This is a genomic window from Flavobacterium tistrianum (assembly GCF_003254545.1).
GTDB classification, from domain to species: domain Bacteria; phylum Bacteroidota; class Bacteroidia; order Flavobacteriales; family Flavobacteriaceae; genus Flavobacterium; species Flavobacterium tistrianum.
This window is the reverse complement of the sequence record NZ_QJRH01000060.1, coordinates 75,340-95,140: the sequence shown is the minus strand read 5'-3', so window position 1 is coordinate 95,140 and position 19,801 is coordinate 75,340. Positions and strand designations below refer to the sequence as shown.

Sequence of the window (19,801 nt, the reverse complement as noted above, 5' to 3'; positions counted from 1 at the left end):
ATGAAAGAAAACGTAACTGTAGAACAAGCACTAAGCAAAGGCAGATGGCAATTAAAATTTTTGCCAATGATTGTAATTTTTAGCTTTATCTGTGGTGGAATTTACCTTTCGTATGTAAAATTATTAGAAGGATGGATTATTCCCGTTAGTTTTGTTTTAGGATTTATATCTGGTTGGCTGGTATGGAGCTATTTTGTTAATAATTGGAAAATATGGGCTTACGAAAATGTTAGAAATATCCATGAATTACAAAGAAAAGCTGTCGAAGAAAAATTGATTTGGGAAAAAGGCAGCTGGCTTGAAAAGACAGAATTTAAAAACGATCAGCAAAAACAAAAATTAAAACAATTAGATAAAAAATTTCTAGAAAAAGATATCTATAAGGATGATATTTCGGTTCCAAAAGAAACAGCTATTTATTTCTCAAAAATTATTATTCTTTTCTTCCTTTTAATTTATTTCGGAAGTATTTTGTTAGGTATTTATTCATTGTATGAAAAACAATACTGGGGACTAATACTTTTAGGATTCGGTTTTTATTTAACCTATAATCAAATTAAAAAATTACTAGATAAAAATCCTCAAATTATAATTAATGCCGAAGGAATAAAATTAAAAGACAAAAAGCTTGTCAAGTGGAAAGGCATACAAAACGATAGAGTTTTTACGTCAGGAGGAAAAAACCGCACAACTTATTTAGCATTTAACAATGAAATGATTGATATTGGAGAATTAGACATAAAAGATCAAGAATTAGAAAAACTACTTCAAGTCTATCGTGTACGATCGGAAAAACAATAATTCTAACTCACAATAAACTTCCCTTTTTCAGCATCAAAAATAATATGTTCATCTTTGAATAAATTGCTGAAACTCCCATTTGAAATTAAATTACAAGGCTGATCTTGTACTATATTTTCTGGCGTCATCAGAATCATTTCATCACTTAACTGAATAGCCAAATCAATATCGTGTGTTGAAAACAAAATGCATTTTTGAGTTTCTTGTGTTAGCTTCTTTAATAATTTAAATAATGAGACTTTATGCAGCAAATCAAGATGTGTTGTTGGTTCGTCTAAAATAATTAACGGAGTATCTTGTGCCAAAGCTCGTGCAATTAAAACTTTCTGCAATTGTCCGTCACTAATTTGAAAATGTTTTTTTGAAGCTAAATGTTCAATTTGTGTCAAATTCATTGCTTCCTGCACTTTTAGAATATCTTCTTGAGACAATTTATCGACCCAATCGGTATAAGGCTGGCGACCCAAAGCGACTAACTCAAAAACAGAAAGATTACTTGGCGGCAGTTTTTCGGTTAAAACTAAACTTAGATTTTGTGCCAATTCTAATGGTTTATAGTCTGAAATCTTTCTCTCATTCAAATAAACATTTCCTGATAAAGGTTTCTGAATTCCAGTAATCGTTCGCAGTAAAGTTGACTTCCCTATTCCGTTTGCTCCTATTAAAGTAATTAATTTGCCTGCTTCAAGATTTAGATTAAGATTCTCAGCAATAGTCGTAACTCCTTTCTTGGATTTATATCCAATATTTAGATTTGAAGTTGATAAAATATTTTTCATTTTTAAGGCGCTAAGGTTCTGAGATTCTACGATTCTAAGTTTTTTCTTTGCCTAATGATTAAAAAAATCTGCGTAAATCTTTTTAATCTGTGGCAATAAATTATTAAAAATTTCTTTTTCTAACTACAAGCCAAATAACAACCGGCGCACCAATTATAGATGTAACGGCATTTATTGGAAGCGTAACATCAAATCCAGGCATTTGCGAAACAATATCGCAAAACAGCATTATAATAGAACCGAAAAATAAAGTGCTCCAAAATAAAATAGTATGATTGCTGGTTTGAAAAGTTAGCTTTGCAATATGGGGCACTGCCAAACCTACGAATGCAATTGGTCCCGCAAATGCAGTAATAGCTCCAGACAATATGCTGGTTGCAAATATGATTATTAATCTAGCCTGTTTAAAATTCAATCCCATGCTTTTGGCATAATTTTCTCCAAGAAGCAAGGCATTTAATGGTTTGATACTTTTGGCACTCAAAAGCAATCCGATTCCAACACAAAAAGTTAGAATTCCGATGTTTGTCCAAGAGAGATTTCCGAGGTTTCCCATTGTCCAAAAAGTAAATTTCTGAAGTTGTTCTGCCGTACTAAAATACGATAGAATACTTACGATAGCCGTGCTAAAACTTCCAAACATCAATCCCACAATCAATATTGCCATTGTATTTCGTAGTTTTTGCGAAACAATTAAAACCAAGAAAAGAACCAATGTGCTTCCTAAAGTAGATGCCAAAACGATTGCATAAGAAGACAATACAATTACACTTAAAAAAGAAGGCAAAAATCCTGCTCCCAAAATCACAAAAGCAACCCCAAGACTGGCTCCGGAACTTAAACCTAAAACATAAGGTTCAGCAAGCGGGTTTCGAAACAGAGTCTGCATCAAAAGTCCGCTCATTGAAAGTCCCATTCCAGCTAAAACCGCAGTGATGGTTTTAGGAAGACGGTAATTAATGATAATATATTCCCAAGTCGATTTTGTTGCTTGACCTCCTGTTAAACTTGCTACAACATCTTTTAAGGGAATTGTAACCGATCCTAAACTAATGCTCGCAAAAAACATTAGTAACAGTCCTAAAGCCAAAACGACAAATAAAATGGTATTTCTTTTTTTATTCGCCAATTTAATTCAGTTTTGATGCAAAAGTAAATTCGTAGCCCGTCAATAAATCGGGATGAAAAATCTTGATATAATCTTTTAAAACTAAATCTGGACGGCTTGGTGCCAATTCATAATAAACTGTTCCTCCTGTTGCTCCAAGCTTTCCTTCAAAATTATATACCATCTTATTTTTGAAAGCATCAAATTCTGAGTAATGCGGATTCGCTTTTTGCAGTTCATCCAAACTTTTAAAAGATCCTGAAGCAATCCAAACATTAGCCGTTTTCGCTTTATCCAACACCTTTTCAAAAGATAATCCTTCACTTCCCGTTCCTTGTAAGTCAGCCCATAAATAATTTGATTTTGCATCTTTCATAAACTGCGCCACCCAACTATTTCCTTTGGCAACATACCAAACATCTTCGTACATAGAACCGTATAAAACTTTTGAAGTTGCAGGTTTATCTATAACTAACTTTTTAGCCTGATTATAGCTTTCTACGATTTTATCAAAAAGCTCTTTTGCTTTGTCTTCTTTACCAAACAAAGCGCCGTAAAGTTTAATCCACTCGGCTTTTCCTAATGGAGACTGCTCCATCCAATCACCTTGAATAAGTATTTTTAAACCACTTTTCTTCAAATTATCCAACATCGGATTATTATTATCGACACCAAACGTCACAATCAAATCTGGTGACAATTCTATTAATTGTTCGATGTTCAGTTTTTCATTTTGTCCAACGTTTTTCACAGAACCTTTGTCAATTAATGCACGTGTTTTTTCTGAAGAAATATAATCGGTATGTGGAAATCCGACCAATTTATTCTCCACTTCGAGCATTTCCAGAAACGGAATATTGGTTGTCGAAGTTACCACAACACTTTCTAATGGAACTTTTATTGACGGATATTTTTTTAAACTGTCTGGAATTTGTACGTCTTTTTCTTCTAAAATGTAAGTGAATTTCTCCTTAGCATTTGGCCACGGATTGCTCACATTTACAATTGAATAGCCTTCGTTTTTTACAATTGAAAGTCCATATGCATATTGAATACTTTCTGTCGCAACATCAGATTTTACAATAGCTTGCGTTTCATTTTTTTTACAGCTAATTACTAAAAGAAGCAAAAAAACGACTGGTAATTTATGGAAAAAATATTTCATATTTTGTGTTTTGTGTGGGCACAAAGGTAAATCAATTTCTATTTTTTTTGTTTACCTTTATTCGTACAAATTTAAACAAAAGCCTTTTATTTAATGAGTGCGCCAAAAACAAAAATTTGCTCTAGTTGTGAAGCCGCTTTTTCATGCGGAGACATTTCACCTGAAAATAAATGCTGGTGTAATGATTACCCTCCTATTTTCAATCTTTCAGAAGGAGGCGATTGTCTATGCCCTGCATGTTTTAAAGAAGCCTGCGAAGATAAAATTGACGCTTATATTGAAACCCTAACTCCAAAAAAGGCACTTAATAATAAGGCAATGCTTTTACCCAAAACTGACAATTTAATTGAAGGAATTGACTATTATATCGAAAATGGCAATTATGTTTTTAAAGCTTGGTTTCACCTAAAAAGAGGAACCTGCTGTGGGAATAACTGCCGACATTGCCCTTATTAGGAGTTATGAATTATAAATTATGAGTTATGAATGAATAGCTCGTAATTTAATTTATAAATTGCCAAACAAAACTCATAACTCATAATTAATAAAAAATGATTTATTTAATAACTGGTGGTGAGCGCTCGGGAAAAAGTGGTTATGCGCAGAAACTTGCTTTAGAACTTTCCAACTCACCGTTATATGTAGCAACTGCCCGAAAATGGGATGATGACTTCCAAAATCGAATTGATCGCCATCAAAAAGAAAGAGACGAACATTGGACCAATATTGAGAAAGAGAAATATCTAAGTGAAATTGATTTCTCTGGAAAAACGGCCTTAATTGACTGCGTAACGCTTTGGCTGACCAATTTTTTCATTGATACCAAAAATGATGTAGATTTAAGTCTGGAAGGAGCTAAAAAAGAATTTCTTGCCATTGCAAAACACGAAAATGCGAATATCATTATTGTAACAAATGAAATCGGTATGGGTGTTCATGCAGAAACGCACATAGGAAGAAAATTCGTTGAACTTCAAGGTTGGATGAATCAGTTTCTTGCTGCAAATGCAGATCAAGTTGTATTGATGATTTCTGGAATTCCAGTTAAAATAAAAGGTTAAAAATTTCAATAACAATGACAATTTCAAAAATCAATATCCTTTATCTAGCTTTCTTTTTTATTTAATAAAATATTAATTCTGATTCCAAAGCGAATGCTTTAACTTTACAAGGACTAAAAAATTTTGAGATTCAAATTGACATTGATTTTTGAAATTGTTATTGATTTTTGAAAATGAGCCATTTAGACGATATATTAAAATCACGCCGCGACACACGACATTTTACAGCCGATGAAGTTCCTCATTACGTAATTGAAAAAGCTTTGCAAGCAGGACATTGGGCTCCGTCTGTGGGACTGACTGATGCTACAAGATATTATCTCATTAAATCTCATGAGGTTAAAACGTCTATTAAAAAGCTTTTTTTAGATTACAATAAAAAAGCTGAAGAACTTACCGACAATCCAGAACAAAAAGAACTTTACAGATCGCTAAAACTCGAAGCAATTGAAGAAGCTCCAATTGGACTTATAATTGCTTATGATCGCTCGGTTCTCAATCAATTTACGATTGGCACAATTGGCAGTAACGAAGCAGTGAAATTCAGTTCGGTTTGTGCGGCGCAGAATATCTGGCTTTCGCTAACAGAACAAGGTTACGGAATGGGCTGGGTTTCGATTCTCAACTATTATCAGTTTAAAAAAATCCTTGATTTACCCGAAAATATAGAACCGCTTGGTTATTTCTGCATCGGGAAACCAGCTACCAATTATAACAATCAGCCAATGCTGCAGCAATTGCATTGGAAACAAAAATCGGAAGCTCCTATTTGCACTGAAATTAAAGAAATTCATCAAATAAATGTTTCTTCTTTCAATTCAAAATCAGAAAGCAAAATCCATGATAAGTCCGATTTCTATACTCTTTTACAAGACAAAATAGATTCGAAAACTAAACCTGTTGGTTCTTTAGGAACTTTGGAAGCATTGGCTTTTCAAATGGCAACGGTTTTTGAAACTTTGAATCCGAAAATCGTAAAACCTAATATTGTAGTTTTTGCTGCAGATCACGGAATTGCAATTCATGGCGTAAGTGATTATCCGCAGGATGTTACGCGACAAATGGTTAATAATTTTCTGGATGGTGGCGCAGCTATAAACGTTTTCTGTAATCAAAATAATATCGAATTATCGATTGTAGACTCGGGCGTTAATTATGATTTTCCAACCAACGCAAAATTAATCGATGCAAAAATTGCCAAAGGAACTCAGTCATTTCTACACGTTCCCGCAATGAGCGAATCTGAAGTCCAGTTATGTTTTGAGAAAGGAAAATCGATTGTTGAAAATATCGCAAAATCTGGTTCAAACTGTATTGGTTTTGGCGAAATGGGAATTGGAAATACTTCTACAGCTTCTGTTTTAATGAGTATTTTAACCGATTTTCCTATTGAAGATTGTGTCGGAAAAGGAACTGGAGTCGAAAATGAAAAACTGATCTTAAAACAAAATTTACTCAAAAAAGCAATTGAAAGTTATTCCGGTCAAGCCGAAATACTATCGCAACTCTCCTATTTTGGAGGTTTTGAAATTCTTCAAATGTCTGGCGCAATGCTCGAAGCTTTTGAAAATAAAATGCTGATTCTTGTTGACGGTTTCATTTGTACTGTTGCATATTTGATTGCTTTTAAAATAAATCCGAATATCAAACAAAATGCTATTTTCTGCCATTGTTCTGCCGAAAAAGCACATTCAGAATTGCTAAATTATTTAGGAGCAAAACCTATTTTAAATCTTGATTTACGCTTGGGAGAAGGAACGGGTTGCGCTGTTGCTTTTCCAATTTTAAAATCGGCTGAGGCCTTTTTGAATGAAATGGCAAGTTTTGAAAGTGCGGGTATAAGTAGGAAATAGTTTTGTATTTCTAAAAAACAATTATGTCACATAGTGATTTATTCTGATTTTTGTCATTTCGACGAAGGAGAAATCACACTAGAAATTCTACAAAGATTGGCGATTCTCTTTACGGAATATCTTGTATGATTTCTCCTTCGTCGAAATGACAAACTAAATGACAAACTAATTATATAAATGAAAAAAGAACTACACATTTTCTTCACCTGCTTAATGTTTTACACCAGAATTCCGTGTCCAAAAAACATTACGCATCATCCAGATTATTTAAACAAAGCCACAAGATATTTTCCTTTTATCGGATGGATTGTTGGTAGTATTTCCTTTTTGACCTTTTATCTTTTTTCATTTTTTCTTTCAACGGAGATTGCTGTTATATTAGCAATTATTGCTTCTATTTTAACAACGGGTGCTTTCCACGAAGATGGATTCGCTGATGTCTGTGATGGATTCGGCGGAGGCTGGACGAAAGAAAAAATCTTGATGATTATGAAAGATAGTGCCATCGGCGCCTATGGTGCAATCGGATTGGTGTTACTTTTTCTATTAAAATTCAAACTGCTTTCAGAATCAATTTTACTTTTCACTAATAATATTTTACTAGTTTATCTCTTATTTATTTCTGCTCATTCATTAAGCCGTCTGGCAGCAATAAGTATTATTTTTACACACGAATATTCTCGTGAAGATGCTTCGAGCAAAAGCAAACCAATTGCAAAACAATATACTTGGAAAGAAGTTTTTGGCTCTTTCTTTTTTGGTCTAGTTCCTCTGATTGCATTTTCTTGTTTCAATTTGAAATTTCTTCTGGCTATAATTCCTGTTTTTATAACACGATATTTTTTAGCACGCTATTTTCAGAAATGGATTGACGGTTATACTGGAGATTGTCTTGGAGCAACTCAACAGGTTTGTGAAGTGGTATTTTACTTAAGCATTTTATTTTTATGGAAATTTATCTAGTTCGTCATACCGAAACCATCTGCGAAAAAGGAATCTGTTACGGGCAATCAGATGTTGATATTTCAGTTCCATTTGATGAAATTTTTGACAGAATTATTTGTGAACTTCCTTCAGAGGCAATTATATTCTCTAGTCCTTTAAAGCGTTGTGTTATTTTAGCAAAACACATTCAAAAAAATATTAAAACCATTTCTTATCAGGAAGACGAGCGTTTGAAAGAAATGAATTTTGGAGATTGGGAATTAAAAAGCTGGAACGAAATTCCGCAGGAAGAACTCAATCCTTGGATGGAAGATTTTGTAAACATAAAAGTTTCAAACGGAGAATCTTTTGTCGAACTGCACGATAGAGTTGGTGATTTTTTATCTGAAACCATTTCAAAAACAAATCAACCAATTGTTATTGTTGCTCACGCCGGAATCATCAGAAGCATTCTCTGCCATCAGAGTTCACTGCCTTTAAAGGATGCTTTCAATAATAAAGTTGATTTCGGACAAGTTATAAAAATCGATTTTTAGTGCAAATAATTTATAATTTTTCATGAATCTCAAAACAAATTTGAATAATCAATATTTTTAACTTTATCTTTGCAGCAAATTAAGGTTGTGTTTTTGATTTAAAAACACATTAAAAGGGAATCAAGTAAATTCTTGAGCTGTACCCGCAACTGTAAGCTAAGTTCTAAACGAATGCTTGCTGTTAACTACAAACCACTGTTCCGCCACGGCGAATGGGAAGGTAAACAGCAAGACGCAAGCCAGGAGACCTGCCTTTGTAACAATTTATCGAACTCTCGGGAAAAAGAGTGAAGAATTTATGACTTTAAAACGACTTTTTGCTTTTTGTTTTTTTATAATGTGCCAGATTATTTCGGCGCAAAACGATTCTATTACCAGTCTCAAAGAAGTATTGGTTTCAGACAAAAATTTAAAATCCTATTCGGTTTCACAATCTGTTTTAAAACTAAATGACTCTGTTATTGGCAAAAATGAAGCTCTCTTAACCGATTTATTAAACTTTAATTCTACAATTTACTTTAAAGAATACGGGCGTGGAATGTTATCTACGGTAGCTTTTAGAGGAACAACTTCTTCTCAAACAGCGGTAATCTGGAACGGAATTAACATCAATTCCCAAATGAACGGAAGCACCGATTTTAATACCATTTCGGGTTCCGATTACAATTCAATAAGTGTAAAAGCGGGCGGTGGAAGTGTTATTTACGGAAGCGGAGCAGTTGGAGGGACGGTGCATTTAAACAACGATTTGTTATTTTCTAATCGTTTTGAGAATAATTTAAGACTAGACTACGGCAGTTTCAATACAATTGGAGTTAATTACAAAACTTCTATTTCTAACAAAAAATGGAGTGCTCAAATTGGACTTTCGAAAAACAGTTCGACTAACGATTATAAATATCTGAATCAGTACAACTGGAAAGGCGAACAGCGCTGGAATCAAAATGGGCAATATGATGTTATTACTCTAAGCGCCAATGCTGGTTATAAAATTAATGCAAAAAACATCCTAAGATTATACACCCAAAGCTCAAATACCGATAGAAATACTTCTTTAGTTTCCGAATCGGAAATGAAAAGCAAATATGTCAATGGCTTTAATCGGAACTTATTAGAATATGACGGTAATTTTGGAAAGTTTACAACCAATTTAAAAACTGCTTATATTTTCGAGAACTATCAGTATTATGCAGATAATTCTAGTAACATTTATACTTACGGAAAAACTGAAAGCTTTATTACAAAAGCAGATTTAGGATATCAAGTATTCAAATCATTGCAAGTAAACGGAATTTTGGACTATAATAGAACTAAAGGATATGGTTCTGGTTTTGGCGATAATGTGAGAGAAATAAGTTCTGCAGCTTTACTTGTCAAACAAGACGCTTCAGCTAACTGGAAAAATGAATTTGGCGTCCGTAAAGAATTTACAGACAATTATAAATCTCCTGTTCTGTTTTCAGTTGGTTCTTCTTATCAGTTTGGAAAACTATACAATTTGAAATTGAATGCATCACGAAATTTCAGGATTCCAACTTTCAATGATTTGTACTGGGAAGAAGGCGGAAATCCAAACTTAAAACCTGAAAGTTCTTATCAGGCAGAAATAGGAAATGTTTTTACTTTTCAAAATTTTAATATATCGCAGACCTTTTATTACATGAAAATAAAAGATTTGCTAAGATGGGTTCCTGGAACAAATGGAATTTGGATGCCACAAAATACAGACAAGGTAAATAGCTATGGAGCTGAAACATTATTGGGCTGGAAAAAAAGTTTTGGAAAAAACAACTTGACAGCAAATGCAACTTATGCTTATACAGTTTCAGAAAATGTTGAAACCAAAAAACAGTTATTTTTTGTTCCTTTCAATAAAGTTACGGCATCTGTTGCCTATTCAAGAAAAAACATTTCTGCCTATTATCAGTTCCTTTATAATGGCTTTGTCTACACACAATCTGACAACGATCCTGAGAAAATTGTTGATGCTTACAATGTATCAAATATCGGAATTGATTATGATTTTAAACTTTTATCTTCTTTTAAAGTAGGATTTCAGGTCTTAAATCTTTGGAATACATTTTATCAAAGTTTAGAATACAGACCAATGCCTGGAAGAAATTTTAATTTGTACTTAAACCTTAAATTTTAATATAATGAAATTAACTAGATTATTTTTAGCAGCACTTAGCGTTTCGCTTCTTGTTTCTTGTTCTAATGACGATGACTCCAATGATCCAAAAGGAGTTTATGATAATGGAATTTTCATCTTAAACGAAGGAAATTTCACTGATGGAGGTTCTGTTTCTTTCGTTAGCAACGATTTAAATACTTTCACAAAAGATGTATACAATACTGTAAACGGTTCTGATTTTGTTGGAAAATATCTTCAAAATATATTTTTTGATGGAGATAAAGCCTATATCATTGCTGGTGGTTCTAATGTTATAAATGTTGTAAATCGTTATACATTTAAACTTGTAGCAAAAATTGAAACTGGCTTAATTACTCCAAGATACGGTGTTGTAAAAGATGGAAAAGCTTATGTTACTAATGCAAATACTTACGCATCTAGCACAAACCCAGCTGGTAATACAGATGATTTTATCGCTGTTATCAATTTAGCTACAAACAAAGTAGAATCTACAATTGCTTTAAACGCAACGGCTAATCATATTGAAGTTTACAACAATAAACTTTATGTAACTGAACCTTACAACAATAACAAATTACTTATAGTAAATACTGCAACAAACAAACTTGAAACTTCTCTAACTATTGGTCAAGGTGCAGATACAATGGAAGTTAAAGATGGTATTTTGTACGTAATTAGAAGCTCATACGGAGAAAGAAGCGAAATTGTAAAAGTAAAATTATCTGACAATTCTATCAGTAAAATTACTTTCCCTGAGTCTCTTGATGGTGTTAAAAATCTAGACATTAACAACAATAAAATATATTATACTCTAGAAACTGCTGTTTATGCTATAGACTACACAGCAACATCAGCTTCTACAACTCCTATTTTCCAATACAGCTCAACTTCTGAGTATGGAAAAATGTACGGTTTTGCAGTAAAAAATGATAAAATCTTTATTGCAGATGGTGGTGATTTTGCTTCAAGCAGTAAAGCATACATTTATAATTTAAGCGGAAGCTTATTAAAAGAATTAACTGTTGGTGTTGGTCCAAACGGATTCTACTTTAACGATTAATTTATACTTAGAATTAGTTTTTGTTTTTTTTATGGAAAAGGCTTTCAGTGATGAAAGCCTTTTCTATTTATTGTATTTTAGTTTTTTGGAGCATTTTGAAAATACATTCCATGTCTTAGTCCATTTATGATTTTTGAATCTGTCAAATAAGGAGTATTTGGTGTAGAATCATCTAAGATTCTCTTAGCAGTAGATCCTGTAATTTTTGAAATAGCCAAATTAAGCAAAGGCTCAGATGTTTCTCCTAAAACACCATAAGTACTTACTCTTTCATACTGCTGATAAGTTGGCTGTAAACCTTGCTGGTAATCACCAAAACCTGCAGAATTTGAAATTTTAAAGACAAGAGGCTGCATCGCATATTTATGGTTTGGATTGATTCCTTTTTTAGTAAAAAGAGTTTCAGAATCATAAATTGTATACGACCCAACATTTTTGCCCGTTGTAGTTTCTCCAATCTGAACTACGTTGATATAAGGTTTTAATCCATTTACAATCAATTCGCTTGCAGATGCTGTACTTGCAGTGGTAATAATATAAACTGTAGTTAAATTTAAACTGTTTAATGGTTTTCCATCAATATTATTTACAAACCTATAATTTAAACTTTCTAAATCGTCGGCAGTCATATCTTTCATCCACTTCGCATTGAATTGCGTTTTAGCAAAAATCTGATTATCAAACTGTCCTGTAATCATACTAGAAAGTCTAATTGCAGATGTCACAGATCCTCCTCCATTGTATCGAAGATCTAAAATCAGATCTGTAATTCCTTGCGATTTTAATTCGCCAAAAGCTTGATTTAATTTATCGTCATATCCTGGATAAAAACCATTATACATTAAATAACCAATTTTACGACCTCCTGAAGCAATCACTTTGTTAATGAAAATAGGATTTTCTTCTAAAACAGTTTTAGTTAAGGCAACTGATTTTCCGTTTAGAACATAGTTAGTTCCGTTATAATCTGCCAAATCTAAAGTATAACTATCCTGATTTAATAATAGCTGCTGATAATTCGAAACTGTAAGTTTTGTTCCGTTCACACTAGTAAACAAGTCTCCTCGTTTAATAGCTTTTGTAGAAGCATCAGAATTTGGGATAATGTATCGTACAAAACCTACCACATCATTTGATCCTGAAGCCACACGGCTTAATCTAAAATCGACACCATTATTTTTTGTAACACCGCTAAGTTCCTGCTCAAGAACCGTATAATCGTCAACAATCCAGCTGAAACGATCAATCGCATCACCGTTAGGAAATTTACTGACTGGTTTATTTAGCAAGTCTTGAAATAAATCTTCGGGATGAGAATATCCTCTTAAAAATTGATCAAAATCTGGTTGCAAATTACGGCCATCAGCTAGATTTGGAACATCTTGCTGCCATAAATAAACTTCATTTAATCCTCTCCAGATAAATTTATTAATCTGCAAGTCTGCTGGAGCAGCAACATCATCCTGATCTTCACAAGACTGTAAAGAAAATGCGAATAAAAAAAGAAAAAGAATGCTTTTTAAAGTTGTTTTCATATCGTGTAGGTTATCTATATTCTGAATAAACGTAAAAGTAGTACCTTTAGTTTTAGCTTCGTTAAAAAGCAGTATTTTTTTTACGCAAAAAAAAATTTTATTTTCCTTGTAACAAATAGAATTGTACCTCGTCTTGAATATATAAGCTAACGATTAACCATCAGATTAATGAACCAAGTTGTATTTATAGAATTAATAAATCCTTTCAAAGACAAAGTTTTTCGTCTGGCAAAAAGATTGCTTACCAGCACCGAAGAAGCAGAAGATGCAACTCAGGAAGTAATGGTAAAATTATGGAACAAAAAAGATAACCTGCAAAGCTATAATAGCGTCGAAGCATTGGCCATGACAATGACAAAAAACTATTGTCTCGATCAGCTAAAATCTAAAAGAGCCAGTAATCTTCAGATTGTCCATAATAATTTTACCGATCGGCAACCGCAATTGGATAAAAAATTAGAAGATCAAGACAGTTTAGAATGGGTTGAAAAAATTATAAACGAAATGCCCGAACAAATGCAACTATTAATTCAGCTTCGGGATGTTGAACAATATGAATTTGAAGAAATAGCCAAAATCGTAAATATGAACGAAACCGCAATACGAGTGGCACTTTCGAGAGCAAGAAAAAAAATTAGAGAATCAATGACAAATACACACCTTTATGGAACTAAATAAAATAGAAGAGATATTAGAAAAATACTTTCAGGGAGAAACTTCTATTGCTGAAGAAAATCAATTAAAAGAATACTTTTCTTCATCAAATGTTGCGCAGCATTTGGAGCAGTACAAACCTATGTTTGGCTATTTCTCTCAAGCAAAAGAACAGAAATCGACGTATGAGATTCCACTACAAACTAAGAAACGAAACGTAGCGTGGTTATCGATTGCAGCTTCTGCTGTTGTTTTGCTTGGAATCGGAACTTACTTTTTTGTTAGCGAAAAAAATGATACTACTGCAGTAGCTTCGCAAACCGAATTAGGAACTTACGATGATCCAGAAGAAGCCTTAAAAGCAACTCAAAAAGCTTTGGCTTTATTATCAAACAATGTTAATGTAGGTATTGAAAGTGTACACTATATTAAAGAATACGAACAATCAAAAAACAAAATTTTTAAACAGTAATTAAATTCAATCAAAAATGAAAAATTTCATCATAACACTAGTATTCGCCTTCGTTACAAATGTATTTTATGCACAAGGCGCATTTGACAAATTTGACGGTCAAGACGATGTAACCTCAGTAATTGTAAACAAAAAAATGTTTGATTTAATGAGCAAAGTAAAAACTGACACTTCTGATAAAGAAACTCAGCAATATATTGCTCTAATCAAAAAACTGGATTACTTAAAAGTGTTTACCACTAAAAATCCAAAAATCGAAGCCGACATGAAAGCTACTGCCGATAAATATGTAAAAACAGCCGGTTTAGAAGAATTAATGCGAGTAAATGATGGCGGAAAAAACGTTAGAATAATGGTAAAATCTGGCGCTACTGACACACAGATAAGAGAACTTTTAATGTATGTTGACGGTGCAAAAAATGACGAAACTGTTTTACTATCTTTAACTGGTAATTTTGATTTAAATGAAATTTCAGTACTAACTGACAAAATGCAACTTCCTGGCGGTTCTGACTTAAAGAAAGCTTCTAAAGGCAAAAAATAAAATGAAAAAAGGTATCTTCATCTTAGCACTTACAGCTCTTCTAACTTTAGGAAGCTGTAATTATGAACCTTCACTGCAAAAGTATTTTGTTGAAAATTCAGAGAAAAAAGATTTTATAGCTTTGGATATTTCGCCAAACATTTTAAATGTTGATAAAACAAAATTATCTGCCGAACAAAACGAAGCTTTAAACTCGTTTGACAAAATGAATATTCTGGCTTTTAAAGCTGATGAAAGTAATCAAGCTCAGTTTGAGACAGAAAGAACAAAAGTAAAAACCATATTAAAAGATCCGAAATATCAGGAATTAATGAAGTTTGGATCTGGAAAAGAAGGCGCTTCTGTAAGCTACGTTGGAAGTGACGACAATATTAAAGAGTTTGTCATTTTTGCCAACAGAAAAGAAACTGGTTTTGCAGTAGTTCGAGTGTTAGGCGAAGATATGAATCCAAATAACATTATGACTTTAATGTCTGTTTTACAAAAATCTAAAATAGATATGGAACAGTTAAAACCTCTAGAACAATTGCTTAAAAAATAAAACATCTTACTTTTTTACAACGAGAAAAGCTTCAATTATGGAGCTTTTTCTTTTATTTATTTTGAGCGATTTTACTGAACAAAACAGCAGGTTTTTACTTTGGCATGAATCTAATTTAATTATATTTGTGGCTTACCAAAATAATAAATTATAATACAAAAAACATCAAATGCCTTTATCGCCGCATCTTGGGTTGCGCTTGGAGCCGGAACAATCGGTTTTATTGTTGGACTTGCCCGAGCCGAAATGCTTTTAAACGAAAAAGGATATTATTTCACCGTTCTAATGTTCGGCCTTTTTGCTGTTGTTTCATTACAAAAAAGTGTAAGAGACCGATTAGAAAAACTTCCTGTTACTGATATTTATTACGGAATCTGCTGGTTTGGAACTTTACTATCAATCGTTCTTTTAGTTGTTGGATTATGGAATGCAACAATTTTACCAAGCGAAAAAGGCTTTTATGCCTTTGCTTTTCTACTAGCATTATTCGGTGCAATTTCAGTTCAGAAAAATACTAGAGACAATATGAACTTTAATCAAGGCGAATAAAGTTTTTAATTCAGAAATAAAAAAGCTCCAATTTTCATTGGAGCTTTTCTTTTATAATACAATCTGAGATTATTTACTCAAATACATTTTTCTTCTAGAGTATAACTCGTAGAATTGATCGTCTTTTAAGTCATCAATAAACAAGATACTTTCTCCTGTCGATTTCATTTCTGGCCCTAACGCTTTGTTTACGTTCGGGAATTTGCTAAAAGAGAAAACTGGTTGTTTGATAGCGTATCCGTTTAATTTTGGGTTGAAATCAAAGTCAGTTACTTTATTGTGACCTAACATTACTTTTGTAGCGTAGTTTACGTAAGGCTCTCCGTAAGCTTTAGCAATGAACGGAACCGTTCTTGAAGCTCTTGGGTTTGCCTCGATGATGTAAACCGTATCATCTTTAATCGCAAACTGAATGTTGATCAAACCAACCGTTTTTAAAGCTCTCGCAATTTTATGCGTGTGATCTTTAATTTGCTGCATTACAAACTCTCCTAGGTTGAAAGGAGGCAATGTTGCGTTACTATCTCCAGAGTGAACTCCACAAGGCTCAATGTGCTCCATAATTCCGATGATGTAAACATTTCCATCAGCATCACAAATTGCATCAGCTTCAGCTTCGATTGCTCCAGCTAAGTAGTGATCTAGAAGCAATTTGTTTCCTGGAATTGCTTTCAACAAATCGATAACGTGCTCTTCAAGCTCTTTTTTGTTGATTACAATTTTCATTCCTTGACCTCCTAATACATAAGAAGGACGAATTAAAAGTGGGAAATCTAAAGTATCAGCTAGTTTTGAAGCCTCATCAGCTGTTTCAGCGATTCCAAATCGTGGGAAAGGAATATGCAATTCAGTCAATAAGTCTGAGAAACGTCCTCTGTCTTCTGCTAAGTCAAGTGCATCAAAACTAGTTCCGATGATTTTCACACCGTATTTAGATAATTTGTCTGCCAATTTAAGAGCCGTCTGACCTCCAAGCTGCACGATTACACCTTCTGGTTTTTCATGTTGGATAATATCATATATGTGTTCCCAGAAAACTGGCTCGAAGTATAATTTATCAGCCGTATCAAAGTCTGTAGAAACCGTTTCAGGATTACAGTTAATCATGATCGTTTCGTAACCGCATTCTTTAGCTGCTAAAACTCCGTGTACACAAGAGTAATCAAACTCGATTCCTTGACCAATTCTATTTGGCCCAGAACCTAAAACGATTACTTTCTTTCTATCTGTTACGATACTTTCGTTGTCTACAAAACGTTCTCCGTTTGCTTTTTCAATTTCAGCTTCGAATGTTGAGTAGTAATATGGTGTTTTTGCTTTAAACTCAGCCGCACAAGTATCAACCAATTTGAATACACGGTTGATGTTCATGTTCATACGCAAAATATGCACTTCACTTTCTAAACAACTCATCATGTGAGCGATTTGTCTGTCTGCAAAACCTTTTTGTTTTGCTTCAAGCAATAATTCTTTAGGAAGATTTGAAACTTTGTAGTTTGAAATTTCTTTTTCTAAAGTATAAAGCTCTTCGTATTGTTTCAAGAACCACATATCGATTCTTGTAATTTCGTGGATTGTGCTCAACGGAATCCCCATTGCGATTGCATCATAAATTACGAATACACGATCCCAGCTTGCATAAGTTAGTTTTTCGATAATTTGTTCGTAATTTTTATATCCTTTTCCGTCAGCACCTAAACCGTTTCTCTTAATTTCTAGAGATTGAGTTGCTTTGTGAAGGGCTTCTTGGAAAGAACGTCCGATTCCCATAACCTCACCTACAGATTTCATCTGAAGACCTAAAGTTCTGTCTGACCCTTCAAATTTGTCGAAGTTCCAACGTGGTATTTTTACGATTACATAATCTAAAGTTGGTTCAAAAAGAGCCGAAGTAGATTTTGTAATTTGGTTTTGCAACTCATCTAAGTTGTAACCTAAAGCCAGTTTAGAAGCAATTTTAGCAATTGGATATCCAGTTGCTTTTGATGCCAAAGCAGAAGAACGAGATACACGAGGGTTGATTTCGATTGCTACGATATCTTCTTTTTCGTCTGGCGAAACTGCAAATTGTACGTTACATCCTCCAGCAAAATTTCCGATACTTCTCATCATTAAGATAGCGTAGTCACGTAATTTTTGGAAAGTTGTATCAGATAAAGTCATTGCTGGCGCAACTGTAATAGAATCTCCAGTATGGATTCCCATTGGATCCATGTTTTCGATAGAACAGATAATTACAACATTATCATTTTTATCTCTTAAAAGCTCTAACTCATATTCTTTCCATCCCATCAAAGCTTTGTCGATCAAAACTTCGTGAATTGGAGAAGCTTCAAGTCCGCGAGTTAAAAGCTCATCAAAATCTTCTTTTTTGTAAACCACAGCTGCTCCAGTTCCTCCAAGCGTAAACGATGGACGAATTACAAGCGGAAAACCAAACTCCTGAGCAATTTCTTTTCCTTCTAAGTAAGAAGTAGCTGTTTTTGCCGGTGCAGTTGGTACATTAATTTTTTCTAAAAGCTGTTTAAACTGCTCTCTGTCTTCAGTAATATTAATTGCATTTACATCAACACCGATTAATCTTACTCCGAAATCCTGCCAGATTCCTTTTTCCTCAGCTTCCAAACACAAGTTCAATGCTGTTTGTCCTCCCATTGTAGGTAAAACTGCATCAATTTGCGGATGTTCCTTAAGAATCTCAATAATCGATTTTGTCGTTAAAGGTTTCAAATAAATATGATCGGCCATAGATGGGTCGGTCATAATCGTCGCTGGATTCGAGTTAATCAAGATAACCTCAATTCCTTCTTCACGAATCGAACGTGCAGATTGAGATCCCGCATAATCGAATTCGCAAGCTTGGCCAATAACAATAGGTCCTGAACCTATTATTAAAACTGATTTTATTGATGTGTCTTTAGGCATTTTGTATGTATTGTGTAGTTATTTACGTTTTAAAAACCTCTCTAGTGTATTATAAACTAGAAAGTTGGATAAAATTTTACCGAAAAGGTATAAAAAAAGGCGATACTAAAAAAGTAATCGCCTTATGTATGTTTATACAAACATTATTTTTTGTGTCTAGGCTCGCTAGAAACAGTTAATTTATGTCTTCCTTTTGCTCTTCTACGCGCTAGAACTTTTCTTCCATTCGCAGAAGCCATTCTGTCCATAAATCCGTGCTTATTTCTTCTTTTTCTTTTCGATGGTTGAAATGTTCTTTTGCTCATTGCTTTGTATCTTTAAAAATGGTATCTATTAACTCGTTTATTTGGTTTTGGATATCGTTGTTCAAAAACCGAGTGCAAATATACAAAGACTTTTTTTTCTGGCAAGTACTTTTATAAAAATATTTTTAATTCCTTTTACTATCTTTGCAATCACAAATTTACAATAATTATGTTTCACAAGAATATTAAACTTATTTTGGCCGGACTTCTTGTAGTGGCGGGCATTTGGCAATTTACAGAAAGTAATATCGGAAATGGTATATTTTTGATTTTATTGACTGCAATTCCAATTTTTCTTTATTTTAAAAACGAATTTATCCTTTTAGCCTTCCTTAAATTAAGAAAACAAGACTTCGCAGGAGCTAATAAATGGTTATCATATATCAAAAATCCAGAAGGTGCATTAGTAAGAAAACAACAAGGGTACTTAAATTATTTACAAGGCATCATGTTATCTCAAACTAACATCAACCAAGCAGAGAAACATTTCAAAAAAGCAATCGAACTTGGACTATCAATGGATATGGATTTAGCTGTAGCTAAATTAAACCTTGCAGGAGTTGCAATGTCTCGCAGAAGAAAATTGGAAGCGACTAATTTATTAAACGAAGCTAAAAAATTAGACAAGCAAGGTATGCTGAAAGAGCAAATCTCTATGATGAAAGAACAAATGAAGAAAATCTAACGATTTTTTAAATTCCAAATATTAAAAATCCCAAATTCTAAAAAGGAGTTTGGGATTTTTTATTTTAGATTGTTGAGTTTAGATTTTAGATTTTTCTTAACTGACATTTTCCGCATAGTTTGTCATCC

20 protein-coding genes and 1 riboswitch are annotated in these 19,801 nt (G+C 33.3%); of the genes, 14 read left to right on the top strand and 6 right to left on the bottom strand.

Going from position 1 to position 19,801, the window contains the following annotated elements; translation table 11 throughout:
* Window positions 1-801, top strand: coding sequence for a hypothetical protein (locus DMB71_RS03585; RefSeq protein ID WP_111363762.1), 801 nt, complete (start codon window positions 1-3; stop codon window positions 799-801).
* Window positions 802-803: 2 nt separating this feature from the next.
* On the opposite strand, the gene DMB71_RS03580 is transcribed toward DMB71_RS03585, so the two are convergent.
* From DMB71_RS03580 to DMB71_RS03570, 3 genes are all read right to left on the bottom strand, one after another.
* Window positions 804-1,580, bottom strand: coding sequence for an ABC transporter ATP-binding protein (locus DMB71_RS03580; RefSeq protein WP_111363760.1), 777 nt, complete (start codon window positions 1,578-1,580; stop codon window positions 804-806).
* 103 nt (window positions 1,581-1,683) lie between these two features.
* Entirely contained in the window at window positions 1,684-2,709 is a 1,026-nt protein-coding gene (locus DMB71_RS03575; protein ID WP_394336375.1) for a FecCD family ABC transporter permease, read from the bottom strand.
* A 1-nt stretch (window position 2,710) separates the two neighbouring features.
* Entirely contained in the window at window positions 2,711-3,853 is a 1,143-nt protein-coding gene (locus DMB71_RS03570; protein ID WP_111363759.1) for an ABC transporter substrate-binding protein, read from the bottom strand.
* A gap of 93 nt (window positions 3,854-3,946) precedes the next feature.
* On the opposite strand from DMB71_RS03570, the gene DMB71_RS03565 reads away from it, so the two are divergent.
* The 7 genes from DMB71_RS03565 (at window position 3,947) to DMB71_RS03535 (ending at window position 11,463) form a co-directional block, all read left to right on the top strand.
* Window positions 3,947-4,309: a DUF5522 domain-containing protein gene (locus DMB71_RS03565; protein WP_111363757.1), complete on the top strand. Its 363-nt coding sequence runs from the start codon at window positions 3,947-3,949 to the stop codon at window positions 4,307-4,309.
* Window positions 4,310-4,404: 95 nt separating this feature from the next.
* Window positions 4,405-4,914: a bifunctional adenosylcobinamide kinase/adenosylcobinamide-phosphate guanylyltransferase gene (gene cobU / locus DMB71_RS03560; RefSeq protein WP_111363755.1), complete on the top strand. Its 510-nt coding sequence runs from the start codon at window positions 4,405-4,407 to the stop codon at window positions 4,912-4,914.
* Between the two features lie 173 nt (window positions 4,915-5,087).
* A complete protein-coding gene (gene cobT, locus DMB71_RS03555; protein ID WP_111363754.1) occupies window positions 5,088-6,767 on the top strand; it encodes a nicotinate-nucleotide--dimethylbenzimidazole phosphoribosyltransferase in 1,680 nt (559 codons plus the stop codon).
* Between the two features lie 177 nt (window positions 6,768-6,944).
* Window positions 6,945-7,730, top strand: a complete 786-nt coding sequence (locus tag DMB71_RS03550) for an adenosylcobinamide-GDP ribazoletransferase (RefSeq protein WP_111363752.1) — start codon at window positions 6,945-6,947, stop codon at window positions 7,728-7,730.
* On the top strand, window positions 7,715-8,248 hold the full coding sequence (gene cobC, locus DMB71_RS03545; RefSeq protein ID WP_111363750.1) for an alpha-ribazole phosphatase: 534 nt from the start codon (window positions 7,715-7,717) through the stop codon (window positions 8,246-8,248). Before DMB71_RS03550 ends, cobC begins: the two co-directional genes overlap by 16 nt.
* Before the next feature lie 65 nt (window positions 8,249-8,313).
* Window positions 8,314-8,518: riboswitch (cobalamin riboswitch) on the top strand.
* Between the two features lie 67 nt (window positions 8,519-8,585).
* Complete coding sequence (locus DMB71_RS03540; protein WP_239452917.1) at window positions 8,586-10,400, top strand: TonB-dependent receptor plug domain-containing protein; 1,815 nt, start codon at window positions 8,586-8,588, stop codon at window positions 10,398-10,400.
* A gap of 4 nt (window positions 10,401-10,404) precedes the next feature.
* On the top strand, window positions 10,405-11,463 hold the full coding sequence (locus DMB71_RS03535; protein ID WP_111363747.1) for a DUF5074 domain-containing protein: 1,059 nt from the start codon (window positions 10,405-10,407) through the stop codon (window positions 11,461-11,463).
* A gap of 77 nt (window positions 11,464-11,540) precedes the next feature.
* Here DMB71_RS03535 and DMB71_RS03530 read toward each other — a convergent pair whose 3' ends face one another.
* A complete protein-coding gene (locus DMB71_RS03530) occupies window positions 11,541-12,998 on the bottom strand; it encodes a S41 family peptidase (protein ID WP_111363746.1) in 1,458 nt (485 codons plus the stop codon).
* A gap of 168 nt (window positions 12,999-13,166) precedes the next feature.
* On the opposite strand from DMB71_RS03530, the gene DMB71_RS03525 reads away from it, so the two are divergent.
* The 5 genes from DMB71_RS03525 to yiaA all read left to right on the top strand — a co-directional run bounded on the left by DMB71_RS03525 (window position 13,167) and on the right by yiaA (window position 15,758).
* Window positions 13,167-13,676, top strand: a complete 510-nt coding sequence (locus tag DMB71_RS03525) for an RNA polymerase sigma factor (RefSeq protein ID WP_008464858.1) — start codon at window positions 13,167-13,169, stop codon at window positions 13,674-13,676.
* Entirely contained in the window at window positions 13,663-14,124 is a 462-nt protein-coding gene (locus DMB71_RS03520; RefSeq protein ID WP_111363744.1) for a hypothetical protein, read from the top strand. The genes DMB71_RS03525 and DMB71_RS03520 overlap by 14 nt, the downstream gene beginning before the upstream one ends.
* Before the next feature lie 16 nt (window positions 14,125-14,140).
* Window positions 14,141-14,668, top strand: a complete 528-nt coding sequence (locus DMB71_RS03515; protein WP_111363742.1) for a DUF4252 domain-containing protein — start codon at window positions 14,141-14,143, stop codon at window positions 14,666-14,668.
* Between the two features lies 1 nt (window position 14,669).
* Window positions 14,670-15,209 carry a DUF4252 domain-containing protein gene (locus tag DMB71_RS03510; RefSeq protein WP_111363741.1) on the top strand — a complete coding sequence of 180 codons (540 nt, stop codon included), beginning with the start codon at window positions 14,670-14,672 and terminating at the stop codon, window positions 15,207-15,209.
* A gap of 150 nt (window positions 15,210-15,359) precedes the next feature.
* A complete protein-coding gene (yiaA, locus tag DMB71_RS03505; protein WP_066033705.1) occupies window positions 15,360-15,758 on the top strand; it encodes an inner membrane protein YiaA in 399 nt (132 codons plus the stop codon).
* A gap of 69 nt (window positions 15,759-15,827) precedes the next feature.
* Here the strand turns inward: yiaA and carB are convergent, their stop codons facing one another.
* Window positions 15,828-18,683 (bottom strand): carbamoyl-phosphate synthase large subunit, encoded by a 2,856-nt coding sequence (gene carB / locus DMB71_RS03500; protein ID WP_111363739.1) that lies wholly within the window; start codon window positions 18,681-18,683, stop codon window positions 15,828-15,830.
* A 143-nt stretch (window positions 18,684-18,826) separates the two neighbouring features.
* On the bottom strand, window positions 18,827-18,988 hold the full coding sequence (gene rpmH / locus DMB71_RS03495) for a 50S ribosomal protein L34 (RefSeq protein ID WP_008464848.1): 162 nt from the start codon (window positions 18,986-18,988) through the stop codon (window positions 18,827-18,829).
* 169 nt (window positions 18,989-19,157) lie between these two features.
* Here rpmH and DMB71_RS03490 point away from each other — a divergent pair, with 169 nt between their 5' ends.
* Window positions 19,158-19,673, top strand: a complete 516-nt coding sequence (locus tag DMB71_RS03490) for a hypothetical protein (protein WP_008464839.1) — start codon at window positions 19,158-19,160, stop codon at window positions 19,671-19,673.
* The last annotated feature ends 128 nt before the right edge of the window (window positions 19,674-19,801 follow it).